This window comes from Rhizobium skierniewicense Ch11 (assembly GCF_023757665.1).
Lineage (GTDB): Bacteria > Pseudomonadota > Alphaproteobacteria > Rhizobiales > Rhizobiaceae > Agrobacterium > Agrobacterium skierniewicense.
On the sequence record NZ_RXPG01000001.1, the window covers coordinates 24,611 to 43,989 of the forward strand.

Consider the following 19,379-nt stretch of genomic DNA (forward strand, 5'->3'; position numbering starts at 1 on the left):
GTTTATCGCGCAGCGCGCAACTTCTCTTTCCCGAATGCATTTCATAGACTACATGTATCAATGAGGGGATCGCCGCCGCGGCAATCCAGAGCGGATGCCGAATTTGACACGTCACGAAACGAACGATCCGCGCCTCGCTGAGCTGCAATCCTACGGCATACTGGATACGCCGCCCGAAGCTGGCTTCGACGATATCGTTGGCCTTGCCACGCTGTTGTGTGATGCGCCAGTAGCCCTCGTGAGTTTCGTCGACAGCGACCGGCAATGGTTCAAGGCACGCAAGGGTTTCGATCCCTGCCAGACGAACCTTGAAAGCTCCGTGTGTCGTCATGTGTTGGGCATGACCCAAATCCTCGAAGTGCCTGATCTGACCAAAGACCCGCGTACGGCAAACAACCCTTTGGTCGTGGATGCGCCGCACATTCGATTCTACGCAGGCGCACCGCTCATCACATCGAACGGGCATACGCTGGGCACTTTGTGCGTGCTGGATCACATACCGCGACCTCAGGGCCTGACGGAACCGCAGCGAGGCGGACTTGAAGCGCTTGCGCGTCAGGTCATCATGCAGCTGGAACTGCGCAAGTTGGCCACGGACCGCACGCGCATGCTTGCCGAGCGGATAGAGAACCAGGCGCAGTATCAGGAAGTCTCTGAAAAGCTAGCCGCGGCCCAGAGAGCTGGCGGCGTGGGCCTTTTCACGCTCGATATCGCGACCAACATGGTCAAGGGAACGCAGGAATTTTCGCGCACATTCGGCCTTGAACATCTGGATGAGCGCCCGGCACAGGAGCTGGAAAGCCTTGTGATCCCCATGGATGACATGCTGGTCTCTCACGAGGAGAACCGACGGACAGGTGAAGCTCCGACCGATGTGGAATATCGAATTCGAAAAGCCGACACGGGGGAAATCCGCTGGATCGCACGAAAAGGCGATTTTCAATTCGATGATAGTGGTCGCCCGGTCGGGTTCATAGGCGTTACGCGTGACATCACCGCGCGCAGGCAAGTCGAAGAGAAGTTGCGTAAAGCGCAGGAAACGCTGGAGCTTGCTCTTGACGTGACGGAGATGGGGACATTCGATTACGACCTCGTCGCAGACACTCTGGTGTGGGATGATCGGTGCCGCACATTGTTTGGGTTGCCGCCAGATGCCGACGTCGACTATCAGACTTTTTTGACGGGCCTGCACCCGGATGACCAGGAGCGGACGCATGAAGCCGTCAAGGCTGCGATAGACCCGCAGGGCGACGGCATTTTCGATGTGGAATATCGTACGATCGGATTGGTCGATGGTGTGGAGCGATGGGTCGCCGCAAAGGGCAAAACCTTCTTCCACGGTACGAACGCGCTTCGCTTCATCGGTACTGTCAGAGATATTACGCGGGCAGGGGAGGCGCAACGCCGCCTGCGCGAGGCGGAAGAGCGTTACCGCTTCGCCAGTCGCGCGACCAACGACGCAATTTGGGACTGGGATTTCGAAACCAATTTCGTCCTTTGGAACGAGGCTTTGACCACCGCCTACGGCCATGAACCGGATAGGGTCGAGCCGACGGGTGCATGGTGGATCGATCATATCCACCCAGATGACCGTCAGAGGATCGATCACTCGATACACGCCGTCATCGACGGGACTGCCACTGAATGGACCGATGGCTATCGCTTCAAGCGGGCTGATGGCACCTATGCGCCGGTCTTTGATCGGGGCCACGTTATTCGAGACGAACAGGGTCGCCCACGCCGGATGATTGGCGCGATGCTGGACCTGACCCGGCTACAAAAGGCAGAAGCGGAACTGCTTGAAAGCCAGAAACAGCTTCATGTCGAGCGCGGTCTTCTCGAGGCCGTCGTCCAGCAGGCGCCTATCGGAATATCCATCATTTACGCCGATGGTCACGAGACGTTCAACACCCGGCTTGAACAGATGTTCGGTCAACAGGTAACGACAAAAGGCGGAGTTCTTTCGCTCGGAGTGCTCGTTCCTGATGCAGCGGAGGCCGAGCGCCTCATCGAACATCAGAACGAGCGGGGCGAAAACCGCAGATACGAAGTGACGACCACGCCTGTTCGAGACCACAGCGGTGGCATTCTGGCGACGCTGGCTCTGGTCATTGATGTCGAGGATCGCAAGCAGGCAGAAGAACGACGCGCCCTGCTCAACCGCGAGCTTTCTCACCGGCTCAAAAATTCACTGGCCATCGTCCAGTCCATCGTGAGTCAGACGTTGCGGTCGGCACCCGATGTGAAGTCGGCGCAGAGGACGCTCGCGCCGCGCATCAATGCACTGGCAACGGCCCATGAAACATTGTTGACGGGTCATCGCGATGCTGCCCTTGTGGCGGAACTCGTGAGATCTGCCACATCCATCCATGCCGGTAGCGACCGTATCAGCGCAAAAGGCCCAGATGTTCTGCTTGGTCCGCAAGCCTCGCTTGCGCTATCCCTTGTCCTTCACGAGCTCTCTACCAATGCCTTGAAATATGGCGCCCTTTCTGTTGCGGAGGGACGCGTGGACATAAGCTGGAGCGTCGAAGGGGCGTCTCCGGACACCCCGAAAACACTGAGGTTCACGTGGACCGAAGAGGGTGGTCCGCTCGTGACCGCGCCGCAGCAACGCGGGTTCGGTACCCGGTTGATCGAAATCGGCCTTGGTGCCGGCCAACGGGCGTCGCAGATTGATTACCGCCCTGAAGGGCTGCACTACGAGGCGGAAGCGGAATTATCTGCGCTGGAGGCCAAGTGAGTCTCAAGATGTCGGTGCGTCCCTGAAGTGCTTGTTTCCTCAAAGAGCCGCAGCTCGCGACACATGGACGATCAAGTTGGTTTGAGTACCGCAAATGGCAAGGCGCTGTTGTTTGACAAAGCAAACGAGCGCCGTATCGTAACTTTGTGGCAACACAAGCAAGATCAGGCTGAAAACATATGGCAAGCAGGAATAGACCGGTTTTTGTCGCCGAGAGGGTCGCTCGACCGGGCTGTATTACGGGTGAAACGCCCGTCTGGGAGCCGGATCGGTCGCGGGTGACGTGGGTCGATGCACCCGGTCTTGCCCTATATCGTATGACCTATCCGAATGGTGTCATGCAGCGGTTCGATCTTCCGGTCAAAATCGGCGCTCTCGCCATCCGGGCAGGTGGCGGTTTCATTGCATCTACCGAACGCGGGTTTGCAACGTTGACTTTGGAAGATGACGCCGTTCAGCTCGATTATGCCGGTGGCCCGAACCTCGAACCCGGCTGGCGCATGAATGATGGGGCCTGCGATCGACAAGGGCGTTTCTGGTCCGGCTCCATGGCGCCGGATACGTCCGCACCGGGTGCATTCGGCACGCTTTTCAGCATTGGGCAAAGGGCTGAAATTGTTGAAAAAGGCGGGCGTTTTCGCACTCAAAACGGTCTCGCCTGGAGCCCGGACGGCTCTTCCATGTATGTTTCGGACTCCAACCCGCTCAATCCGCATGTCATGCGGCATGACTTCGATACAGAGACGGGAGAGATCGGTGCAGGGCACCTGTTTGCCGATCATGCTACGCTCGGAGGACGCCCGGATGGCGCGGCCATGGATATCGATGGCTGCTATTGGATTGCCGCGAGCGACAGCGGGCGCATCCTTCGTATGACGCCGGCCGGTGTCATCGATGCGGAAATCCGCGTCGATGTGCCAAACGCCACCAATATGTGCTTTATCGGTAAGGATCTCAAAACGGCATTTATCACGTCCTTGCGGGCTGGCGGCAGCGGCCCCGGCGGTGATGTCTATGCCGTTGATCTTCCTTTCCAGGGGTTGGCCGAGCCTCTCTTTCAACCCGAATAGCTTCGCGCCAAAGCCTCAAATCCGATCTGATCGCGGACTTGGCATCTTTTCTCGTGATGGTGGATTGTTGAACTGGTGGAGAATATCCGCAGCGATCAATTGCCGCCCATGTGCTGTGGCTCAAACATCTCAAGCAGTCCCGTATATCGCTTGGAGACAGGTGACGCGTAGGCGCCACTTTTTGCGGTGGTGAGGCCAAGCGTTATCAAGGCTTCTGCCTGTTTGACGGCACAGGCGACACCATCGATCACGGGAACGTCGAATTCGTTGCGTAACTCTGCGGTCAGATCTGCCATGCCAGCGCAACCAAGAACGATCGCCTCGGCTCGATCCTCAGTAAGCGCAGCTCTGATCTCTAGGCGCAGCTTGTCGCGGGCGTGAGAGCTGGGGTGTTCCAGCGAGAGCACCGGAATATCTGCCGCACGAACATTGCAGCGGCCCGACATTCCGTAACGATGGACGAGGTGTTCCAGTGGTTGGCGCGACCGCTCCATCGTCGTGACGATGGTGAACCTCTGGGCAATAAACGAGGTTGTGGCAAGGGCTGCCTCGCAGATGCCGACGACTGGAATATTGGCCAAAGCGCGGGCGGCATCCAAGCCGGTATCGTCGAAGCACGCTATGATCGCGGCCTGCGCACCTGCCTTCTCGCCCTTTGCTATTTCCATCAGCAGGCCAGGTACTGCGAAGACTTCGTCGTAATAGCCCTCGATCGATACCGGTCCCATCGAGGATGTGACAGCGCTGATTGTGGTGTCGGTACTCGCCACCCTCACAGCCGAATCCGCGATGGTTGCGGTCATGGTGGCCGTCGTGTTTGGATTGACGATGAGAATGCGCATGGATTTCACTTTATGACCGCAAACGGCGACGGTTGAGGTGGACGATGAGCCCGAGGGTGGCGGCAATAACGAGGAAAGAGAAAACCGTTGTCACTGTGCCCAAGGCGTAAAGCACCGGCGTTGTCACATTCGTCGTCATACCGTAGATTTCGAGTGGGAGCGTGTTGAAGGTGCCTGCCGTCATCAATGTGCGGGCAAATTCGTCATAGGACAGTGTAAAGCCGAAGAGACCGACGCCAATAAGGCTTGGCGCGATCATCGGCAACACGACATGGGCGAAGGTCTGCCATGAACTCGCACCCAGATCGCGGGCAGCTTCCTCGTAGGCCGGGGAAAAGCGGTTGAAAACGGCAAACATGATGAGGACTCCAAAGGGCAGGGTCCAGGTCAGATGCGCGCCAAAAGCGGATGTGTACCAGGAGGGCTCCAACCCCAATTGCTGGAAGACGACGCCGATGCCGAGCGAAATGATGATGGACGGCACCACGAGGCTTGCGACCGCCAGATAGAAAAGCGCAGTTGCGCCGATGAACCGGCGGCGGAAGGCGAGACCCGCAAGGAGGGACACGCCGACCGTTACCAGCATCACCATGATCCCAAGCGTGGCAGAGCGCTTGAAGGAGCCACCGAAGTCTCCCACCGCCTGGGTTTCAAAGAGGTTGGCAAACCAGCGCAGCGATACGCCGTTCAACGGGAATGTGAGACCCCCGTTCGGCCCTTGGAACGAAAGGATGAGGATTGCTGACAACGGGCCGTAAAGAAACAGCACGAAGATGGCAAAGAAGATCGCCAGAATATAAAACTCGCGGCCGCGTTTATCGCTGTGCATCTCAAAGCTCCTTGCGGATATCGACGATGCGCAGAATGCCGGCAACCATCATCAAGACGAGAACGAGCAGCACCACGGCGTTGGCGGCTGCGGCGGGGTATTGCAAAAGCGACATCTGGTTCTTCATCATCAGCGCAACCGATGCGCTCTGCCCGCCGGACATGACCTGCACCGTCGAGAAATCAGCCATGACAAGTGTGACGACGAAGATAGTACCGATCGCCATGCCGGGCTTTGCCAGGGGGAAAATGACATTGGTCAGTGTCTGCCAGCTGGTGGCTCCCGCATCCCGCGCGGCCTCGACCAGGGATTTGTCGATGCGCATCAGCGTGTTGAAAATCGGCGTGACCATGAAAAGCGTGTAAAGATGAACCATGGCAAGCACCACCGCAAAGTCCGAGTAGAGAAGCCATTCCACGGGTTGCGACGTGACGCCCGTGCTCATCAGCGTTGAGTTGACCAGCCCGTTGCGACCCAGCACTGGTATCCACGATATCATGCGGATGATGTTCGACGTCAGAAACGGCACTGTGCAGACCAGAAAGAGCACCATTTGCATCGCACTGGTGCGGATGTGAAACGCCAGGAAATAGGCCACCCAAAAGCCGATGACGAGCGTAATGGTCCAGACCAGAAATGCATATTTCAGCGTGTTGAGATAGGTTTTCCACGTCACCCACGAGCCCAGCGTTTCCGCGTAATTCATCGTCAGAAAATCGGGATACATCTGGGCGAAGTCGTAATCCCAGAAGCTGACGACGGTGATCATGAGGATCGGCAGGAGCAGAAAGGCACCGAGAATGACAGCAAGAGGTGTGGCCTGCAGATAAGACACGAGCACCGGCGACAGGCGAAAGTTTCTGGCGTTGGTTTCGCCGATCTTTTCGGTTTCAGGGGACGTTACAGTCGCCATGATCTTTTCCTCTTAGCGCGCGATGCGTCGATGTCTGGAGAGGAGGGGCCGGTCGTCCGCGACAGGCTCCTCCCATGCTTTCAGTGGATTACGCCGCGATGAACTCGTTCCAGCGACGGACCATATAGCGGTCTTCCTCCATCACCGAGTTCCAGCAAGCAACATGACCCATCCGCTCTTCGAATGAACCGCCATCGCGCACTGCACCGGCCTTTTCCATGACCTTGCCATCGGGAGCGACGATATCGCCCTGTGCTGGCTTGCCTTCGATCCAGTATCCCCACTCGTCAGCTGACATGTGTTCCTTGGCCGTCTCCATGGCTGCCGAATAGTAGCCCTGACGGTTCAGATAGGCGCCGACCCAACCGGATGTGTACCAGTTGATGTATTCATAGGCGGCATCCAGCTTCGCGCCGGTGAGATGCTTGGCCAGACCAAGCCCGCCGCCCCATGAGCGATAGCCTTCCTTCAGAGGCTGGTATTTGCAGGCAATGCCTTTCGAGCGGACGGCAGCAACAGCCGGTGACCACATGGACTGGATAACCACCTCGCCCGATGCCATCAGATTGACGCTCTCATCGAACGACTTCCAGAACGCGCGGAACTGGCCTGCCTGTTTCGCTTCGATCAGGAATTCGATTGTCTTGTCGATCTCTTCCTTGGTCATGTTGCCCTTGTCGGCATATTTGATCTTGCCCATGGCTTCCATGATCATTGCCGCATCCATGATGCCGATGGACGGAATGTTCAAAATAGAGGTTTTTCCCTTAAACTTGGGATCCATGATATCAGCCCATGTCGATATCTCACGGCCCACCAGGTCAGGCCGGATGCCGAGCGTATCGGCATTGTAGATCGTCGGCATCATCGTGAACCATTCCGTTTCGCTCTTTGCGAACGTTTTGGTGCCGGGCTTTTCGACGAAGCCCACAGTGTGCGGTGCCGTGCCCTGGGCAATCACGCTATCCGGCTTCAGCTTGCCGTTTTTAAACAGCGGCACAACCTTGTCGTAATATTTGAGTTTCTTGACATCCATCGGCTGGATGACGCCTGCCGGGTAGACCTTCTTGAGAATCCAGTATTCGATATCGGCAATATCGTAGGAATTGGGCTGGGTTACTGCACGTTGGGCCGCCGCGTCGGAATCTGTCGCCGTCATCTCCAGCGTGATACCGAGGTCTGCCTTGCACTTTTCGGCAATGGCGTTGAGGTTGGATACACCGGTTCCGAACTGGCGGAGCGTGATGGGGTTTTGTGCCCAGATCGTCGGGAAGCCGGTGATGGCGCCGGAGCCCGCGGCAAGGCCCGCGGCGGCGGATGCCGTCTTCAAGAGCGTGCGTCTTGAAATGCTCGTTGTTTTCTTGGTTTCAGTCATTGCCTGTTCTCCTCTGTTTGGTTTTATGGTGGGCATCAGTTTTTCAGGCGCCCGAGAACGATTGCGTCCTCGCGTGCCCAGCAAAGCGGTATCGCTTCACCAACCTTGACGGGATTGGCGAAGAATTCGGTGTCCGTCAGAATGGCGGTAAAATCATCGATACCGGCGCCCGTGACAGACAGTTTGACGGACGAGCCCCGATATTCGATGTTGGTAATGGACCCGGTAAAGCCGAGTCCTTTTTCTGGAGGAGGGCCGATCCGGACATGATCGGTGCGCACGGCGATATCGGCTGTATCGGTCAACTCTCCCCGGTCGCCACTGGCTAGAAACTCTCCACCCGCAGGCACGGAAATCATCAAGGCATCTCCGACGATCTCGGTTATGCGCCCTGAGATGACATTGTGGTCGCCCATGAAGCGGGCAACAAAAGCAGTGGCAGGCTTTTCGAAGATGACGCGGGGATGTGCGGCCTGTTCGATGCGTCCGTCGTTCATGATGACCATGACATCGGCAAGTGCCATGGCCTCTTCCTGGCTATGGGTCACGTGCACGAAGGTGATGCCGAGCGATGTCTGGAGTTTTTTCAGTTCCGCACGCATCCGGATCTTCAAGAACGGGTCGAGCGCCGAGAGTGGTTCGTCGAGCAGCAGCGCTTCGGGATCTGTGATGAGAGCACGCGCCAGCGCGACACGCTGTTGTTGCCCGCCGGACAGTTGGGCGGGGCGACGCGTTGCGTAGGCTTCGAGTTGCATCAATTGCAACATCTCCATCGCCTTTGCGCGACGTTCGTCCTTGGCCACACCTTTCATTTTGAGGCTGAAGGCGACGTTGTCGATGAGATCGAGATGCGGAAACAGAGCGTAGGACTGGAACATCATGGCCGTGCCGCGTTTGGCGGGCGGCAGGTCGGTCACCACCGTATTACCAAGCCTAACATCGCCGGATGTAATGCTTTCGTGGCCAGCGATCATGCGAAGCGTGGATGTCTTGCCGCAGCCGGACGGGCCGAGCAGGCAGCAATAGGTGCCCGCCGGTATCTTCAGGCTTATAGGATGAACGGCGGTGGTCGTACCGTAGATCTTCGAGACGGATATGATATCGATTTCAGCAGCTTTGGTCATCCGGCGCTCCCTTGCGTCATGCAGTGGGAAGCATCAATCGTGCCAGTTTCGCTAAACCATTAAAAATACTTGATTAGTTTTGGTGGTGTCACATACGGTGTCGACGTCCGATTAAAAATGAAGCGATCGTTTTCGATCCATTGCGCAAATCGTATGCAATCCTGTAGTGAGATAAAAAACAATCTGCTTGGCATAGGGTGGCTTATCGCGGTAGAAAGACGAGGTGTTTGGACCAAGCGATGGCTATCAGCGAAAAACTCTTTATCTCAGATACGTCCCAGGAGGACCGGGCGCAGGCTATCCGCGAGTCCTTGCGCAATGCCATCATCGACCGACGGCTGACGCCGGGCACGAAGCTTTCTGAAAACGAAGTCGGTGCGCTGTTTGATGTCAGCCGCACGGTTGCGCGTGCAGCCTTGCAGATGTTGACCTTCGAAGGACTGGTCAAGACCGAGCGAAACCGGGGCGCCTTCGTGTCAAACCCCTCACCAGACGAAGCCCGGCAAATTTTTGCATCGCGTCGGCTGATTGAACCCGGGATCGTTGCCTGCGCTATCGAGCGGATCACGTCTACGGATATCGCGAATTTCCGCCGCCAGCTGGATGAGGAGGCGCGCTACATGAACGAGCGAGGCCCCACCGCTCGGCGCGGCGAAATAAAGGCCTCAGGTGACTTTCACCTCATGCTGGCGACCGTAGCGGGCAACGTCATTCTCCAGAAGTTTATGGACGAGCTCGTGGCGCGCTCCTCGCTGGTCATTGCCCTATACGGTCGCTCGGGTATATCGAGCTGCGGGCACTCGGAACATTCGGCCATGCTGGACGCTTTGGAAAAAGGTGATGGAAACAGTGCCAGCGCCCTGATGATCCGTCATATCGATCACATCGAAGCGGATCTCGATCTGAACCCCCGGCAGGGCCTTGGGCTTAAAGATGCTCTTGCGTCCCCATAAGCTGATCGTTCAAGATGCTCAGCGAGTTTGCGACGAACTGGGAGGGTTGATTGCATGATGACGACATTGGAGACGGGGCAGGCAAAAATTGCGCTGGTTACGGGTGGCGGAACCGGCGTTGGCCGGGCTATCGCAAAGGCATTGGGCGCTGCGGGATATACGGTCGTCATCTCAGGTCGACGCGAAGAGGTTATCAGAAGTGCTGCTACAGAACTCGGTGCTGAAACCGGGGCAGACTTCCTTGCCATTTCAGCCGATGTCGGCAATCCATCTTCCGTGCGCGCCTTGTTCGATGCGATTTCGGACACGTATGGTCGGCTTGATCTCTTGGTGAACAATGCCGGCATCAACGTGCCCAGTGTTGCAATCGAAGATCAGACTTTCGAGGATTGGAGTGCCATCGTGGCTGCCAATCTCACCGGCGCATTTCTGTGCAGTCAGCAAGCGTTCCGGCTGATGAAAAGTCAGAAGCCATACGGTGGCCGCATCATCAATAACGGTTCCATTTCTGCGACCACACCACGACCGAACACCGCGCCTTACACGGCGACCAAGCATGCCATTACCGGGCTAACAAAATCTCTGGCACTTGATGGACGCGATTTCGACATTGCCTGCGGCCAGATCGATATCGGCAACGCTTCGACCGATATGACCAAAAGGATGTCGAACGGCGTACGTCAGGCCAACGGTGAGGTGATGGTCGAACCGACCATAGATGCCACCCATGTTGCCAACGCCGTTGTCTATATGGCAAGCCTGCCGCTAGACGCCAATGTGCTGACGATGACGGTCATGGCGACAAAAATGCCGTTTGTCGGCCGGGGCTGATCCGCCAGCAATCGGTTCCTTAATCGCTTGGAATACCTGCCGGACGCAGTAAACGTCGCTGCGCACCGATACGGAACGGTGCGTTCATGGCGCCATATCCGACATATTGACCGCGCCGCTCGACAATCTCGAAGAAAAATCCTTCGCCAAAGGTCTGACTATAGATCTGGAAATACTCGCCATTGTCGTCGCGGTCGTAAAGAATGCTGGAGGCACGCAGCGCATCCGACAGTTCTGGTTCCAGGCCGAACCGTGCTTCGAGATCGTCGTAATAATTGCGCGAGATCGGCAGGGCGCGAAAGCCGCGTTGCTGGAGCGCCTTGGCGGTGGCAAAAATGTCGTTGGACGAGAATGCGATATGCTGGATGCTGGTGCCGAAGCCTTCCGCCAGAAACTTGCCTGCAAATGTCTTGCGGTTGTCGGCACCGTTCATGGTCAGTCGGAAGTCTGCCTTTGGCAGGCTCTCAATGGCCTGACTGCGCACAAGCCCGCCTGGCTCGACAACATCCACCATCGGTGTACGCCGCATGGAAAATATCGAGGTATAGAACAATAGCCAGGTGAGCATCTCGTCGTAGCGTGTTGTCTGCGCCAGATGGTCGATCCGCGTCAAACCCGCATCGCCCGGGCTTTCCGGTTCCAGAGGTGTAAATTCCTGTTTCCAGATCGATGCAAGGGCAGGAGAGTCGTCGAGGAAATAGATAACGCCGTTGCCGACACCCTGAATGGCGGGAATGGTGATCTCTCCGCTCTGTCTGGGTTCGATGAAGGTCTGTGCACCCATGGCGGCTGCGCGCTCCAGCGCAGCGTTCGCATCGGCAACTTTCATGCCAAAGGCATACGCGTTGGTGCCGTGCACGGAATAGGACGATCCTGCAAAGCTTTCGCCGGTGCTGTCGGTGTTGATGACGATGCGGATGTCGCCTTGCGTGTAGAGTTCGACCTCACGGTTGAGATGTCGCGCCGATTTTGAAAAACCAAGTGTCGCAAGCAGTGTTTCGAGCTCGGCCTTTTCGGTTGCTCCCGTGGTGAACTCCACGAACTCGACGCCTTCAGTCTCCACCGGGCTCGGCATGTCCGGCATGGATATGCGGATGTCCGGCTCCAACCGGCGCACCTGGTCCATGAGATAAATGAGGGACCGGTGTCCGTCTTCCGCGAGTAGGCGCGCAGACCCCCCACGAAATTGATCGTTGAAAATCTCCAGCGACAGTGGGCCGGAGTAGCCGGTCGCGGCAACAGCGCGCATGAAATCCACCACCGGCAGATCGCCTTCCCCCGGCATGTTGCGGAAATGGCGGCTCCAATAGAGAAGATCCATGTCGAACAAAGGCGCATCCGCCAGTTGCACGATGAAGATTTTATCGCCGGGTATCGAGCGGATTGAATTCGGATCGATTTTACGGGAAAGCGTATGGAAGCTGTCAAGAATGATACCGACATTGGCGTGGTCGGCGCGGCGCACCACCTCCCAGGCGTCGCGATGGTCGCTGATGTGGCGTCCCCAGGCCAAAGCCTCATAACCGACACGCAGACCGTGCTTTGCGGCACGCTCGCCCAGTTCGTTGAAATCGCCGGCAGCGCGGTCGATGCCGCCCAACGAAATCGGCGAGACGTTGGAGCAGATCAGCATCAGGTCGGTGCCGAGTTCTCCCATAATGTCGAATTTGCGCTCGGCACGCTCGAACGCACGCTGCCTGTGCTGGTCTGGCATGCCCTCGAAATCGCGGAAGGGCTGGAAAAGCGTGATTTCAAGGCCGTGGTCGAGAACCATTTTACGGACTTCGCGCGGGGAGGCATCGTAAGTGAGGAAGTCGTTTTCGAAGATCTCGACGCCTGAGAAACCTGCCTTTGCGATGGCCGCCAGTTTTTCGGGAAACTCCCCGCTGATGGAAACTGTTGCGATGGAGGTCCGCATGGGCAGCTTTTGCTGCTGAGTGCCGGGGATGACCATATTGCCTTCCTTTCCAGTGTTATGTACTATTTGGTTAATAACGGTGGTAATGGCTGGGGACGGGCCAACCGTGGATGGGTGGACAATGACCAAAGCCGCGACTTCTATCAACGCGAGTGTGACGCGGCAGGCAAAGCGGGATCCCGAGGGCGTGCGCCGCGATATTCTGTCGGTGGCGATGGAAGAGTTTTCCCAAAACGGTCTGTCCGGAGCGCGCATTGATGAGATTGCTGCGCGCACCCGCACGTCCAAACGCATGATCTACTACTATTACGGCGACAAGGAGGGCCTGTATCAGCAGGCTCTTGAAGAAGCCTATGCCAAGGTACGCGGTGGCGAAAGCGACCTTGAGCTTGACGACATGGAGCCGCGTGCGGCTCTCGACAAGCTCTGTCGTTTCACCTTTGAACACCATCGCCGCCATCCGTCGTTCATCCGTATGGTCATGATCGAAAATGTTCACCACGGACGGCATATGCAGGGTTCCGAGACGATCCGCCAGCTGAACCGTCCGGCTATCGAGGCTTTGGAAAGCGTGCTGGCCCGGGGCCAGAAGCAGGGCGTTTTTCGCACCGGGATAGAAGCGCTGGAACTGCACTGGCAGATCAGCGCACTGTCTTTTTTCAACGTCTCGAATGTCGCCACTTTCTCGTTCATCTTCGGCAACAGCCTGTTTACAGAAGACGGTCAGGAAGCCTTGTCGAAGCATGTCGCTGATATGGTGCTGCGCTATGTGCTTCGGGTCGATCATATCGGTGCTACAGAAAACGGCGGCTAGGGTTTTTGATCCCCTCGACGGTGATGCCCGGGACGTTGATATCGGACCAAACGACCTCAAAACCGCTCATGCCGCAGCCTCGATTTCACAGAGTTCTCTGAAGTGTGCACTCATGCGGGCAGGGTCCGGTTCCCGGCCAGAAAACAGCCGGAATGCCCCAACGGCCTGAAACACGGCCATGCCGCCGCCCGGAAGGGTCTTGCAGCCTTTTAGAGCCGCAGCAGCGAGCAATGCTGTCATCAGCGGCATGTAGACAATGTCGGCAACCCAGTGGCGGCTCTCGAGCAATGTCTCTGGCACCGGTATTCCGGGATGCGCTGGCATGCCCACAGGCGTTGCGTGGATCAGGCCATCGGCATGAGGAAGCGACTGCGAAGGGTCATCAACAGCGAAGGCCCTGATATCACCAAATCGCTCGTTGAGCTTTTCCGCAAGTTGTTTTGCGCGGTTAAGATCCTGATCGAATATGTCGAGATGCGCAATGTCGAGTTTCAACGCCGCATGGGCAACGGCCACGCCCGCGCCACCGGCGCCGATCAGCAAAGCACGGTCGCGCTTGGCGTTGGGCAGTCCGCGCTTGAAACTCTCGTAAAAACCGTACCAGTCCGTGTTGTGCCCGGTCCGTTTTCCATCGCGAAAAACGACGGTGTTGACCGCACCCAGCATGTGCGCATCGTCGGACAGTGTATGGAGGTGCGGAATGACCAGCTGTTTGAAGGGGTGGGTGATATTCACACCCGCAAAGCCACGCTTTTCCGCTTCATCCAGCAGCGCGGGCAAAGCGCTTTCAGGCAGTTCGCGGGCATGGATGTCGAGCAACTCGTAGGAATAGTCGATTCCATGGGCCGCCCCCTCGCGCATATGCATGGGCGGCGTTTTGGAAAGCTGGATATCGGCACCGATCAGGGCGACTTTCAAGGATGGTCTGTCTGTCATGGCGGAGCATTACTCATCGAATAAGGTGATGGGACAGGCACAGGGCAAGAAAGGCGCCCATCAGTGATGGGCGAGAATCTCACCCAGAAAGGTGCGCGTCCGCTGATGTTTGGGGTCGCGGAAGAACTCTTCGGGAGGAGCTTCCTCGATGATTTCGCCGGAGGCCATGAAGACGACCCGGTCGGCAACCTGACGCGCAAAGCCCATTTCGTGGGTAACGCAAATCATCGTCATGCCATCGCGGGCCAGACCGATCATGGTGTCGAGCACTTCCTTGACCATTTCCGGGTCGAGTGCCGACGTCGGCTCGTCGAACAGCATGGCCTTGGGTTCCATGCACAATGCACGGGCAATTGCCGCGCGTTGCTGCTGTCCGCCAGAAAGTTGCGCCGGGTATTTGTCCGCCTGGTCCAGAATGCGCACACGCTCGAGATATTTGCGTGCCGTCTTCTCGGCGTCGGCCTTCGCCAGACCTTTTGCCCGCATGGGCGCCAGCGTACAGTTTTCCAGAATAGTCTTGTGCGGGAACAGGTTGAAATTCTGGAACACCATGCCGACTTCCCGGCGCACCGTGTCGATGGCGCTGGCAGAACTCGTCAGCTTGGTTCCTTCGACCGTGATCGTACCCTCCTGGATCTCCTCCAGATGGTTGATGCAGCGGATCAGCGTCGACTTGCCGGAGCCGGACGGCCCGCAAAGAACGATTTTCTCGCCTTTGCGGACTGTCAGATTGATGTTTTTCAGCGCATGAAAGGCTCCATACCACTTTTCGACGCCTTCAAGGGCGATCAGCGGATCCTGAGCGGCGTTGGTTTGCGGCATGGTGACCTCCTGCTTACTTTACGGTGAAGGGAACGTCAGGCATTGATTCCGGGAAGGCCGGAACGTCGCGCTTCATCCACTTGGTGTAGATCTTTGCCAGTTCGCCATCGCCCTTGATCTGTACCAGGAAGGCATTGATGGTTTCGTTCCAGTCCTTTTCACCGGGACGCGTGGCAGCGCCGTTGTAAAGTGTCGTCAGGTCGAACTTCGTCTCATACTTGTCGGGCGCGGCGGCATTCAGACGATCGCCGTAGAACTGGTTGCCACCGACAACTTCGACCTGGCCGGAGATGAGGGCCTGAATGTTTGCGGCGTCGTCATCGAAGCGCAGGATGTTTGCACTTTTGGCACCTGCCGTGATTGCGGTGTCCATCGCGCTGGACTTCGGCACGCCGACGGCAACGCCAGAGAGGTCGTCGTAACCGGAGATATTCTTGTCCTTCGGACCATAGACGGACAGGACGTTACCGGCGTAAGGCTGCGAATACTGGATCGTCTTAGCGCGCTCTGCCGTCATGCCCATCGTGGCGAACAGGACGTCGACCTTTCCGGTCATCAATGCAGGAATGCGGTTGGCAACGGCCAGCGGGACGAACTCTACCTTCACGCCGAGGTAATCGGCAAAAGCCTTGCCGATATCGGCATCGAGACCGTCCTGAACGCCAGTGGAATTGACGAAGCCCCATGGGGAATTGTCACCCTGAATGCCGATGACGACCTTGCCCTTGGCTTTCGCGTCTTCGACCGAAGCCGCGGACGCATCGACCGGTGCCACGAATGGCAGGGCGACGGTTGCTGCGGCGAGTGCTAGCAGCATACGGCGGTTGAGTGTCATGCTCTTGGATTTCATCTTTTGCTCCTCCTTACAAAGCTGATGATAAATTAACGAGATGCGGTTTGAAGCCGCTTCTCGACACCGGCGCCCCACAGCGAAAGCGGCCAGCAGATGAGAAAATAGATGAGCCCGACGATCGCAAAGACCGTCAGCGGCTTGTATGTCTGGTTGGAAACGATCTGCCCCGCGCGGGATAGCTCCACGAAACCGACGATGGCGGCAAGCGATGTGCCCTTGATGAGCTGAACGAGAAAGCCGATGGTCGCAGGCAGGGAAATCCTCAGGGCCTGCGGCAAAACCACGTCCTTCATGCGCGAGACGTAATGAAGACCGAGTGCTTTGGCAGCTTCCGTCTGTCCCTTGGAGACGGCCTGAATACCACCGCGCCAGATTTCACCGAGAAACGCGCTGGCATGGAGTGTAAAGGCGATGGCCACGGCGATCCATGCGTCGATATCCAGGCCTACCAGCGCCACGCCGTAATAGACGACGAAGAGTTGCATCAAGAGCGGCGTGCCTTGAAATACGGTGATGTAGCCGGCCGTCACCCGCTGGCTGACCTTGCTCTCGGCAGTTCTGGCCAGTGCCACGCACAGACCGAAAACGCCGCCGCCGATGAAGCCGATGACCGTGAGCGCAAGGGTCCATTTCAGACCCTGCATCAGGAAAAACAATTCGTTGGGACCGATTAAGAACATTGTTTTCGCCTCACTTGACCGGATAGCTGAAGGAAAGGCGCGAAATCAACGCGAACACGCCCATCATCAGGGAGGAAATGACAAGGTAAAGCAGTGTGATGGAGAAGTAGACCTCGAAGGAACGGAAGGTCTCGGCTTCGATCCGTTGCGCCACCGACGTCAACTCATAAGCCGCAATCGATGTGCAGACCGATGTCGTCAAGGTCAGCATGATAAACTGGCTGGTCAGCGAGGGATAAACGGCGCGCAAAGCAGGTCTGAGAATGATGTGACGGAAGATTTGTGCGCGACGCAGACCAAGTGCTAGCCCGGCTTCGATTTGCCCTTTCGGCACGGCATCCACACCGCCACGAATGATTTCGATGGCGTAGGCCCCACCATTCAATGCCAGCGCGACGATGGCCGTCGTCGTTGGGTTCAATCGCAGACCAAGTTGCGGAAGCGCGAAGAAGATGAAGAAGATCTGTACGAGAAACGGTGTGTTTCGGATGAGCTCGACGAAGCTGATGACCAACACACGAAGAGGCTTGACGTTGGAGCCGCGGGCAATGACGCCTAAAACACCGATGATCGTTGCAAAGAACATCCCGGCGATTGCGAGGCCGATCGTCGCCAGGCACGCCAGAAAAAGCTCGGGCAGGCGGTCATAGACTGCGGAAAAATCAAGCGCGTAAGACATCCATCCTCCCCAATTCGACCAAAGCGGTTTTGCCGCTCTCCTCAGGCCGCTACCGTCAAAATCCGACGGTAGAACTGTTTTTACTTTTGACCTTCGCTCTGTCGGCTTCAACGCCTCCCGCGTTTTGATGGTCGCAATGTAATGTTTGTACCAGTTAGTTCATACGTGTCAAGCGCAGGTCGGTGGAGATTTTTGCTGTTACCTGCAGCGTATTTTTGGCTTCAACGGAAGCTGTTTCGGGTCGGACTGAAAAACTCTGGCACCTTTTCGTCTGCCGGTTCTTATTCCTGTAATCCGCTGGTCGTCGCCCTGCGTACTCCATTAAAAACATCTGGATAGTCGAACGATGCCTGAATGCCGGAACCTCATTTTCATCCTCGGTGACCAGCTCTCCACGGCGATTTCGTCGTTGAGGGACGCGCAGCCAGAACATGACGTCATCTTGATTTGCGAGGTCGCGGAGGAGACGACCTATGTGCGTCATCACCGCAAAAAGATCATCTTCGTTTTGTCCGCCATGCGCCATTTCTGTACGGAGCTTTCTGAGCGAGGTTTTAATGTCCGCTACATCAAGCTGGATGATGCCGATAACACCGGGTCTTTCACGAAAGAACTGAAAAGGGCAGTGGAGGCGCTGCGCCCGCAAAACATCGTTGTGACGGAGCCCGGTGAGTGGCGCGTGAGGCAAGCGATGGACGGTTGGGACAGGGAGACAGGTCTCTCGGTGGACATCCGGCCAGACACCCGGTTTCTCTGCTCCCACGAAGACTTCCGCCTTTGGGCCGAGGGGCGCCGTCAATTGACGATGGAGTTCTTCTATCGCGAGATGCGCCGCAAGACGGGCCTTTTGATGGAGGGTGATGCGCCGACGTCGGGCCGCTGGAATTTCGATAGCGAAAACCGCGCGCCCGCAAAACCGGATCTGTTTCGTCCCCGTCATCCCACCTTCTCGCCGGATGAAACCACGCGCGAGGTCATGGGTCTCGTCGATTGCCGGTTTGCCGATCACATGGGTTCATCGGAGGGTTTCTCGCTGGCCGTGACGCGGTCCGAGGCTGAGAAGACAGCAGATACCTTCATTGCAGATTTCCTGCCGAAATTCGGAGAAACCCAGGATGCCATGGTGAAAGGCGATCCCTATCTCAATCATTCGCTCCTGTCCTTCTACATCAACATCGGTCTTCTTGATCCCCTTGCCGTGTGTCAGGCCGCAGAACGCGCCTACCTGCAGGGTCACGCCCCCATCAATGCCGTGGAAGGCTTTATTCGTCAGATCATCGGCTGGCGGGAATATATTCGCGGCGTCTACTGGATGTTCATGCCGGATTACGCACACCGCAATTTCTTTGGCGCAACGCGTCCGCTGCCGGATTTCTTCTGGACCGGAAAGACGGATATGGCCTGTCTCTCGACCGTTATCGGCGAAACCATCGACAACGCCTATGCCCATCACATTCAACGCCTCATGATCACCGGCAACTTCGCCATGCTGGCCGGGCTCGATCCCCATGCTGTGCATGAGTGGTATCTCGAGGTCTACGCGGACGCCTATGAGTGGGTAGAATTGCCCAACGTCATCGGCATGAGCCAGTTTGCCGATGGCGGGTTGCTGGGCTCCAAGCCTTACGCGGCCAGCGGCGCCTATATTTCCCGAATGTCGGATTATTGCGAAGGCTGTCGCTATGATGTGAACCGCAAGACCGGTGAGGGCGCGTGTCCGTTCAACGCACTCTACTGGGATTTTCTGGACAGAAACGCCGAGAAACTGTCATCCAATCGCAGGCTGGCGCAGCCCTATGCAAATTGGCGCCGGATGAGCGATGAGAAACGCAATGATTACACGCAAAGCGCTCGCGTTTTTTTGAAGAAGCTCGATGACGGTACCTTGGTCTAAAGCCAACCCGTGCAAATCGGCCACAGCGCCTCGGATAATTTCCTCCTCCTCCGCAACCATAGATCTTTGATCTGGAACTGAGACTGCAAGCTTTATAAACATG

The 19,379-nt window shown here is 57.1% G+C and carries 17 protein-coding genes; 6 read left to right on the top strand and 11 right to left on the bottom strand.

Annotated elements, in window-relative coordinates; genetic code table 11:
• The first annotated feature begins 103 nt into the window (after positions 1–103).
• Complete coding sequence (locus EKM04_RS00130) at positions 104–2,743, top strand: PAS domain-containing protein (protein WP_183894516.1); 2,640 nt, start codon at positions 104–106, stop codon at positions 2,741–2,743.
• Positions 2,744–2,922: 179 nt separating this feature from the next.
• Complete coding sequence (locus EKM04_RS00135) at positions 2,923–3,813, top strand: SMP-30/gluconolactonase/LRE family protein (protein ID WP_183894519.1); 891 nt, start codon at positions 2,923–2,925, stop codon at positions 3,811–3,813.
• 95 nt (positions 3,814–3,908) lie between these two features.
• Here the strand turns inward: EKM04_RS00135 and EKM04_RS00140 are convergent, their stop codons facing one another.
• From EKM04_RS00140 to EKM04_RS00160, 5 genes are all read right to left on the bottom strand, one after another.
• Positions 3,909–4,655, bottom strand: a complete 747-nt coding sequence (locus EKM04_RS00140; protein ID WP_183894521.1) for an aspartate/glutamate racemase family protein — start codon at positions 4,653–4,655, stop codon at positions 3,909–3,911.
• 10 nt (positions 4,656–4,665) lie between these two features.
• Positions 4,666–5,484, bottom strand: a complete 819-nt coding sequence (locus tag EKM04_RS00145; protein ID WP_183894523.1) for an ABC transporter permease — start codon at positions 5,482–5,484, stop codon at positions 4,666–4,668.
• Between the two features lies 1 nt (position 5,485).
• Entirely contained in the window at positions 5,486–6,397 is a 912-nt protein-coding gene (locus EKM04_RS00150; protein WP_183894525.1) for an ABC transporter permease, read from the bottom strand.
• A gap of 88 nt (positions 6,398–6,485) precedes the next feature.
• Complete coding sequence (locus EKM04_RS00155; RefSeq protein WP_183894527.1) at positions 6,486–7,772, bottom strand: ABC transporter substrate-binding protein; 1,287 nt, start codon at positions 7,770–7,772, stop codon at positions 6,486–6,488.
• 35 nt (positions 7,773–7,807) lie between these two features.
• Entirely contained in the window at positions 7,808–8,896 is a 1,089-nt protein-coding gene (locus EKM04_RS00160; protein ID WP_183894529.1) for an ABC transporter ATP-binding protein, read from the bottom strand.
• 239 nt (positions 8,897–9,135) lie between these two features.
• On the opposite strand from EKM04_RS00160, the gene EKM04_RS00165 reads away from it, so the two are divergent.
• Positions 9,136–9,849: a GntR family transcriptional regulator gene (locus EKM04_RS00165; RefSeq protein ID WP_183894531.1), complete on the top strand. Its 714-nt coding sequence runs from the start codon at positions 9,136–9,138 to the stop codon at positions 9,847–9,849.
• Between the two features lie 57 nt (positions 9,850–9,906).
• Complete coding sequence (locus tag EKM04_RS00170; protein WP_183895065.1) at positions 9,907–10,680, top strand: SDR family oxidoreductase; 774 nt, start codon at positions 9,907–9,909, stop codon at positions 10,678–10,680.
• A gap of 19 nt (positions 10,681–10,699) precedes the next feature.
• Here the strand turns inward: EKM04_RS00170 and EKM04_RS00175 are convergent, their stop codons facing one another.
• Positions 10,700–12,598, bottom strand: a complete 1,899-nt coding sequence (locus EKM04_RS00175) for a bifunctional sugar phosphate isomerase/epimerase/4-hydroxyphenylpyruvate dioxygenase family protein (RefSeq protein ID WP_183895067.1) — start codon at positions 12,596–12,598, stop codon at positions 10,700–10,702.
• Between the two features lie 121 nt (positions 12,599–12,719).
• Between EKM04_RS00175 and EKM04_RS00180 the strand changes: the two genes are divergently transcribed.
• Positions 12,720–13,412, top strand: coding sequence for a TetR/AcrR family transcriptional regulator (locus tag EKM04_RS00180; RefSeq protein WP_183894533.1), 693 nt, complete (start codon positions 12,720–12,722; stop codon positions 13,410–13,412).
• Positions 13,413–13,478: 66 nt separating this feature from the next.
• On the opposite strand, the gene EKM04_RS00185 is transcribed toward EKM04_RS00180, so the two are convergent.
• From EKM04_RS00185 to EKM04_RS00205, 5 genes are read right to left on the bottom strand one after another with little or no spacing between them, the layout of a single operon-like run.
• Positions 13,479–14,348 carry a shikimate dehydrogenase gene (locus EKM04_RS00185; RefSeq protein ID WP_183894534.1) on the bottom strand — a complete coding sequence of 290 codons (870 nt, stop codon included), beginning with the start codon at positions 14,346–14,348 and terminating at the stop codon, positions 13,479–13,481.
• A 60-nt stretch (positions 14,349–14,408) separates the two neighbouring features.
• Positions 14,409–15,170 carry an amino acid ABC transporter ATP-binding protein gene (locus tag EKM04_RS00190; protein WP_183894535.1) on the bottom strand — a complete coding sequence of 254 codons (762 nt, stop codon included), beginning with the start codon at positions 15,168–15,170 and terminating at the stop codon, positions 14,409–14,411.
• A gap of 13 nt (positions 15,171–15,183) precedes the next feature.
• Entirely contained in the window at positions 15,184–16,020 is an 837-nt protein-coding gene (locus tag EKM04_RS00195) for a transporter substrate-binding domain-containing protein (protein WP_183894536.1), read from the bottom strand.
• A gap of 32 nt (positions 16,021–16,052) precedes the next feature.
• Positions 16,053–16,703 carry an amino acid ABC transporter permease gene (locus EKM04_RS00200; RefSeq protein WP_174155969.1) on the bottom strand — a complete coding sequence of 217 codons (651 nt, stop codon included), beginning with the start codon at positions 16,701–16,703 and terminating at the stop codon, positions 16,053–16,055.
• Between the two features lie 10 nt (positions 16,704–16,713).
• Entirely contained in the window at positions 16,714–17,382 is a 669-nt protein-coding gene (locus tag EKM04_RS00205) for an amino acid ABC transporter permease (protein WP_174155970.1), read from the bottom strand.
• Between the two features lie 346 nt (positions 17,383–17,728).
• On the opposite strand from EKM04_RS00205, the gene EKM04_RS00210 reads away from it, so the two are divergent.
• Entirely contained in the window at positions 17,729–19,276 is a 1,548-nt protein-coding gene (locus EKM04_RS00210) for a cryptochrome/photolyase family protein (RefSeq protein ID WP_183894537.1), read from the top strand.
• Positions 19,277–19,379: the final 103 nt, after the last annotated feature.

Coding starts and splice junctions, on each gene's coding strand:
- EKM04_RS00150 (WP_183894525.1), bottom strand. CDS start 6,397: ATGGCGACTGTAACGTCCCCTGAAACCGAAAAGATCGGCGAAACCAAC.
- EKM04_RS00135 (WP_183894519.1), top strand. CDS start 2,923: ATGGCAAGCAGGAATAGACCGGTTTTTGTCGCCGAGAGGGTCGCTCGA.
- EKM04_RS00210 (WP_183894537.1), top strand. CDS start 17,729: ATGCCTGAATGCCGGAACCTCATTTTCATCCTCGGTGACCAGCTCTCC.
- EKM04_RS00190 (WP_183894535.1), bottom strand. CDS start 15,170: ATGCCGCAAACCAACGCCGCTCAGGATCCGCTGATCGCCCTTGAAGGC.
- EKM04_RS00155 (WP_183894527.1), bottom strand. CDS start 7,772: ATGACTGAAACCAAGAAAACAACGAGCATTTCAAGACGCACGCTCTTG.
- EKM04_RS00160 (WP_183894529.1), bottom strand. CDS start 8,896: ATGACCAAAGCTGCTGAAATCGATATCATATCCGTCTCGAAGATCTAC.
- EKM04_RS00180 (WP_183894533.1), top strand. CDS start 12,720: ATGACCAAAGCCGCGACTTCTATCAACGCGAGTGTGACGCGGCAGGCA.
- EKM04_RS00185 (WP_183894534.1), bottom strand. CDS start 14,348: ATGACAGACAGACCATCCTTGAAAGTCGCCCTGATCGGTGCCGATATC.
- EKM04_RS00175 (WP_183895067.1), bottom strand. CDS start 12,598: ATGCGGACCTCCATCGCAACAGTTTCCATCAGCGGGGAGTTTCCCGAA.
- EKM04_RS00195 (WP_183894536.1), bottom strand. CDS start 16,020: ATGAAATCCAAGAGCATGACACTCAACCGCCGTATGCTGCTAGCACTC.
- EKM04_RS00145 (WP_183894523.1), bottom strand. CDS start 5,484: ATGCACAGCGATAAACGCGGCCGCGAGTTTTATATTCTGGCGATCTTC.
- EKM04_RS00170 (WP_183895065.1), top strand. CDS start 9,907: ATGACGACATTGGAGACGGGGCAGGCAAAAATTGCGCTGGTTACGGGT.
- EKM04_RS00205 (WP_174155970.1), bottom strand. CDS start 17,382: ATGTCTTACGCGCTTGATTTTTCCGCAGTCTATGACCGCCTGCCCGAG.
- EKM04_RS00165 (WP_183894531.1), top strand. CDS start 9,136: ATGGCTATCAGCGAAAAACTCTTTATCTCAGATACGTCCCAGGAGGAC.
- EKM04_RS00140 (WP_183894521.1), bottom strand. CDS start 4,655: ATGCGCATTCTCATCGTCAATCCAAACACGACGGCCACCATGACCGCA.
- EKM04_RS00200 (WP_174155969.1), bottom strand. CDS start 16,703: ATGTTCTTAATCGGTCCCAACGAATTGTTTTTCCTGATGCAGGGTCTG.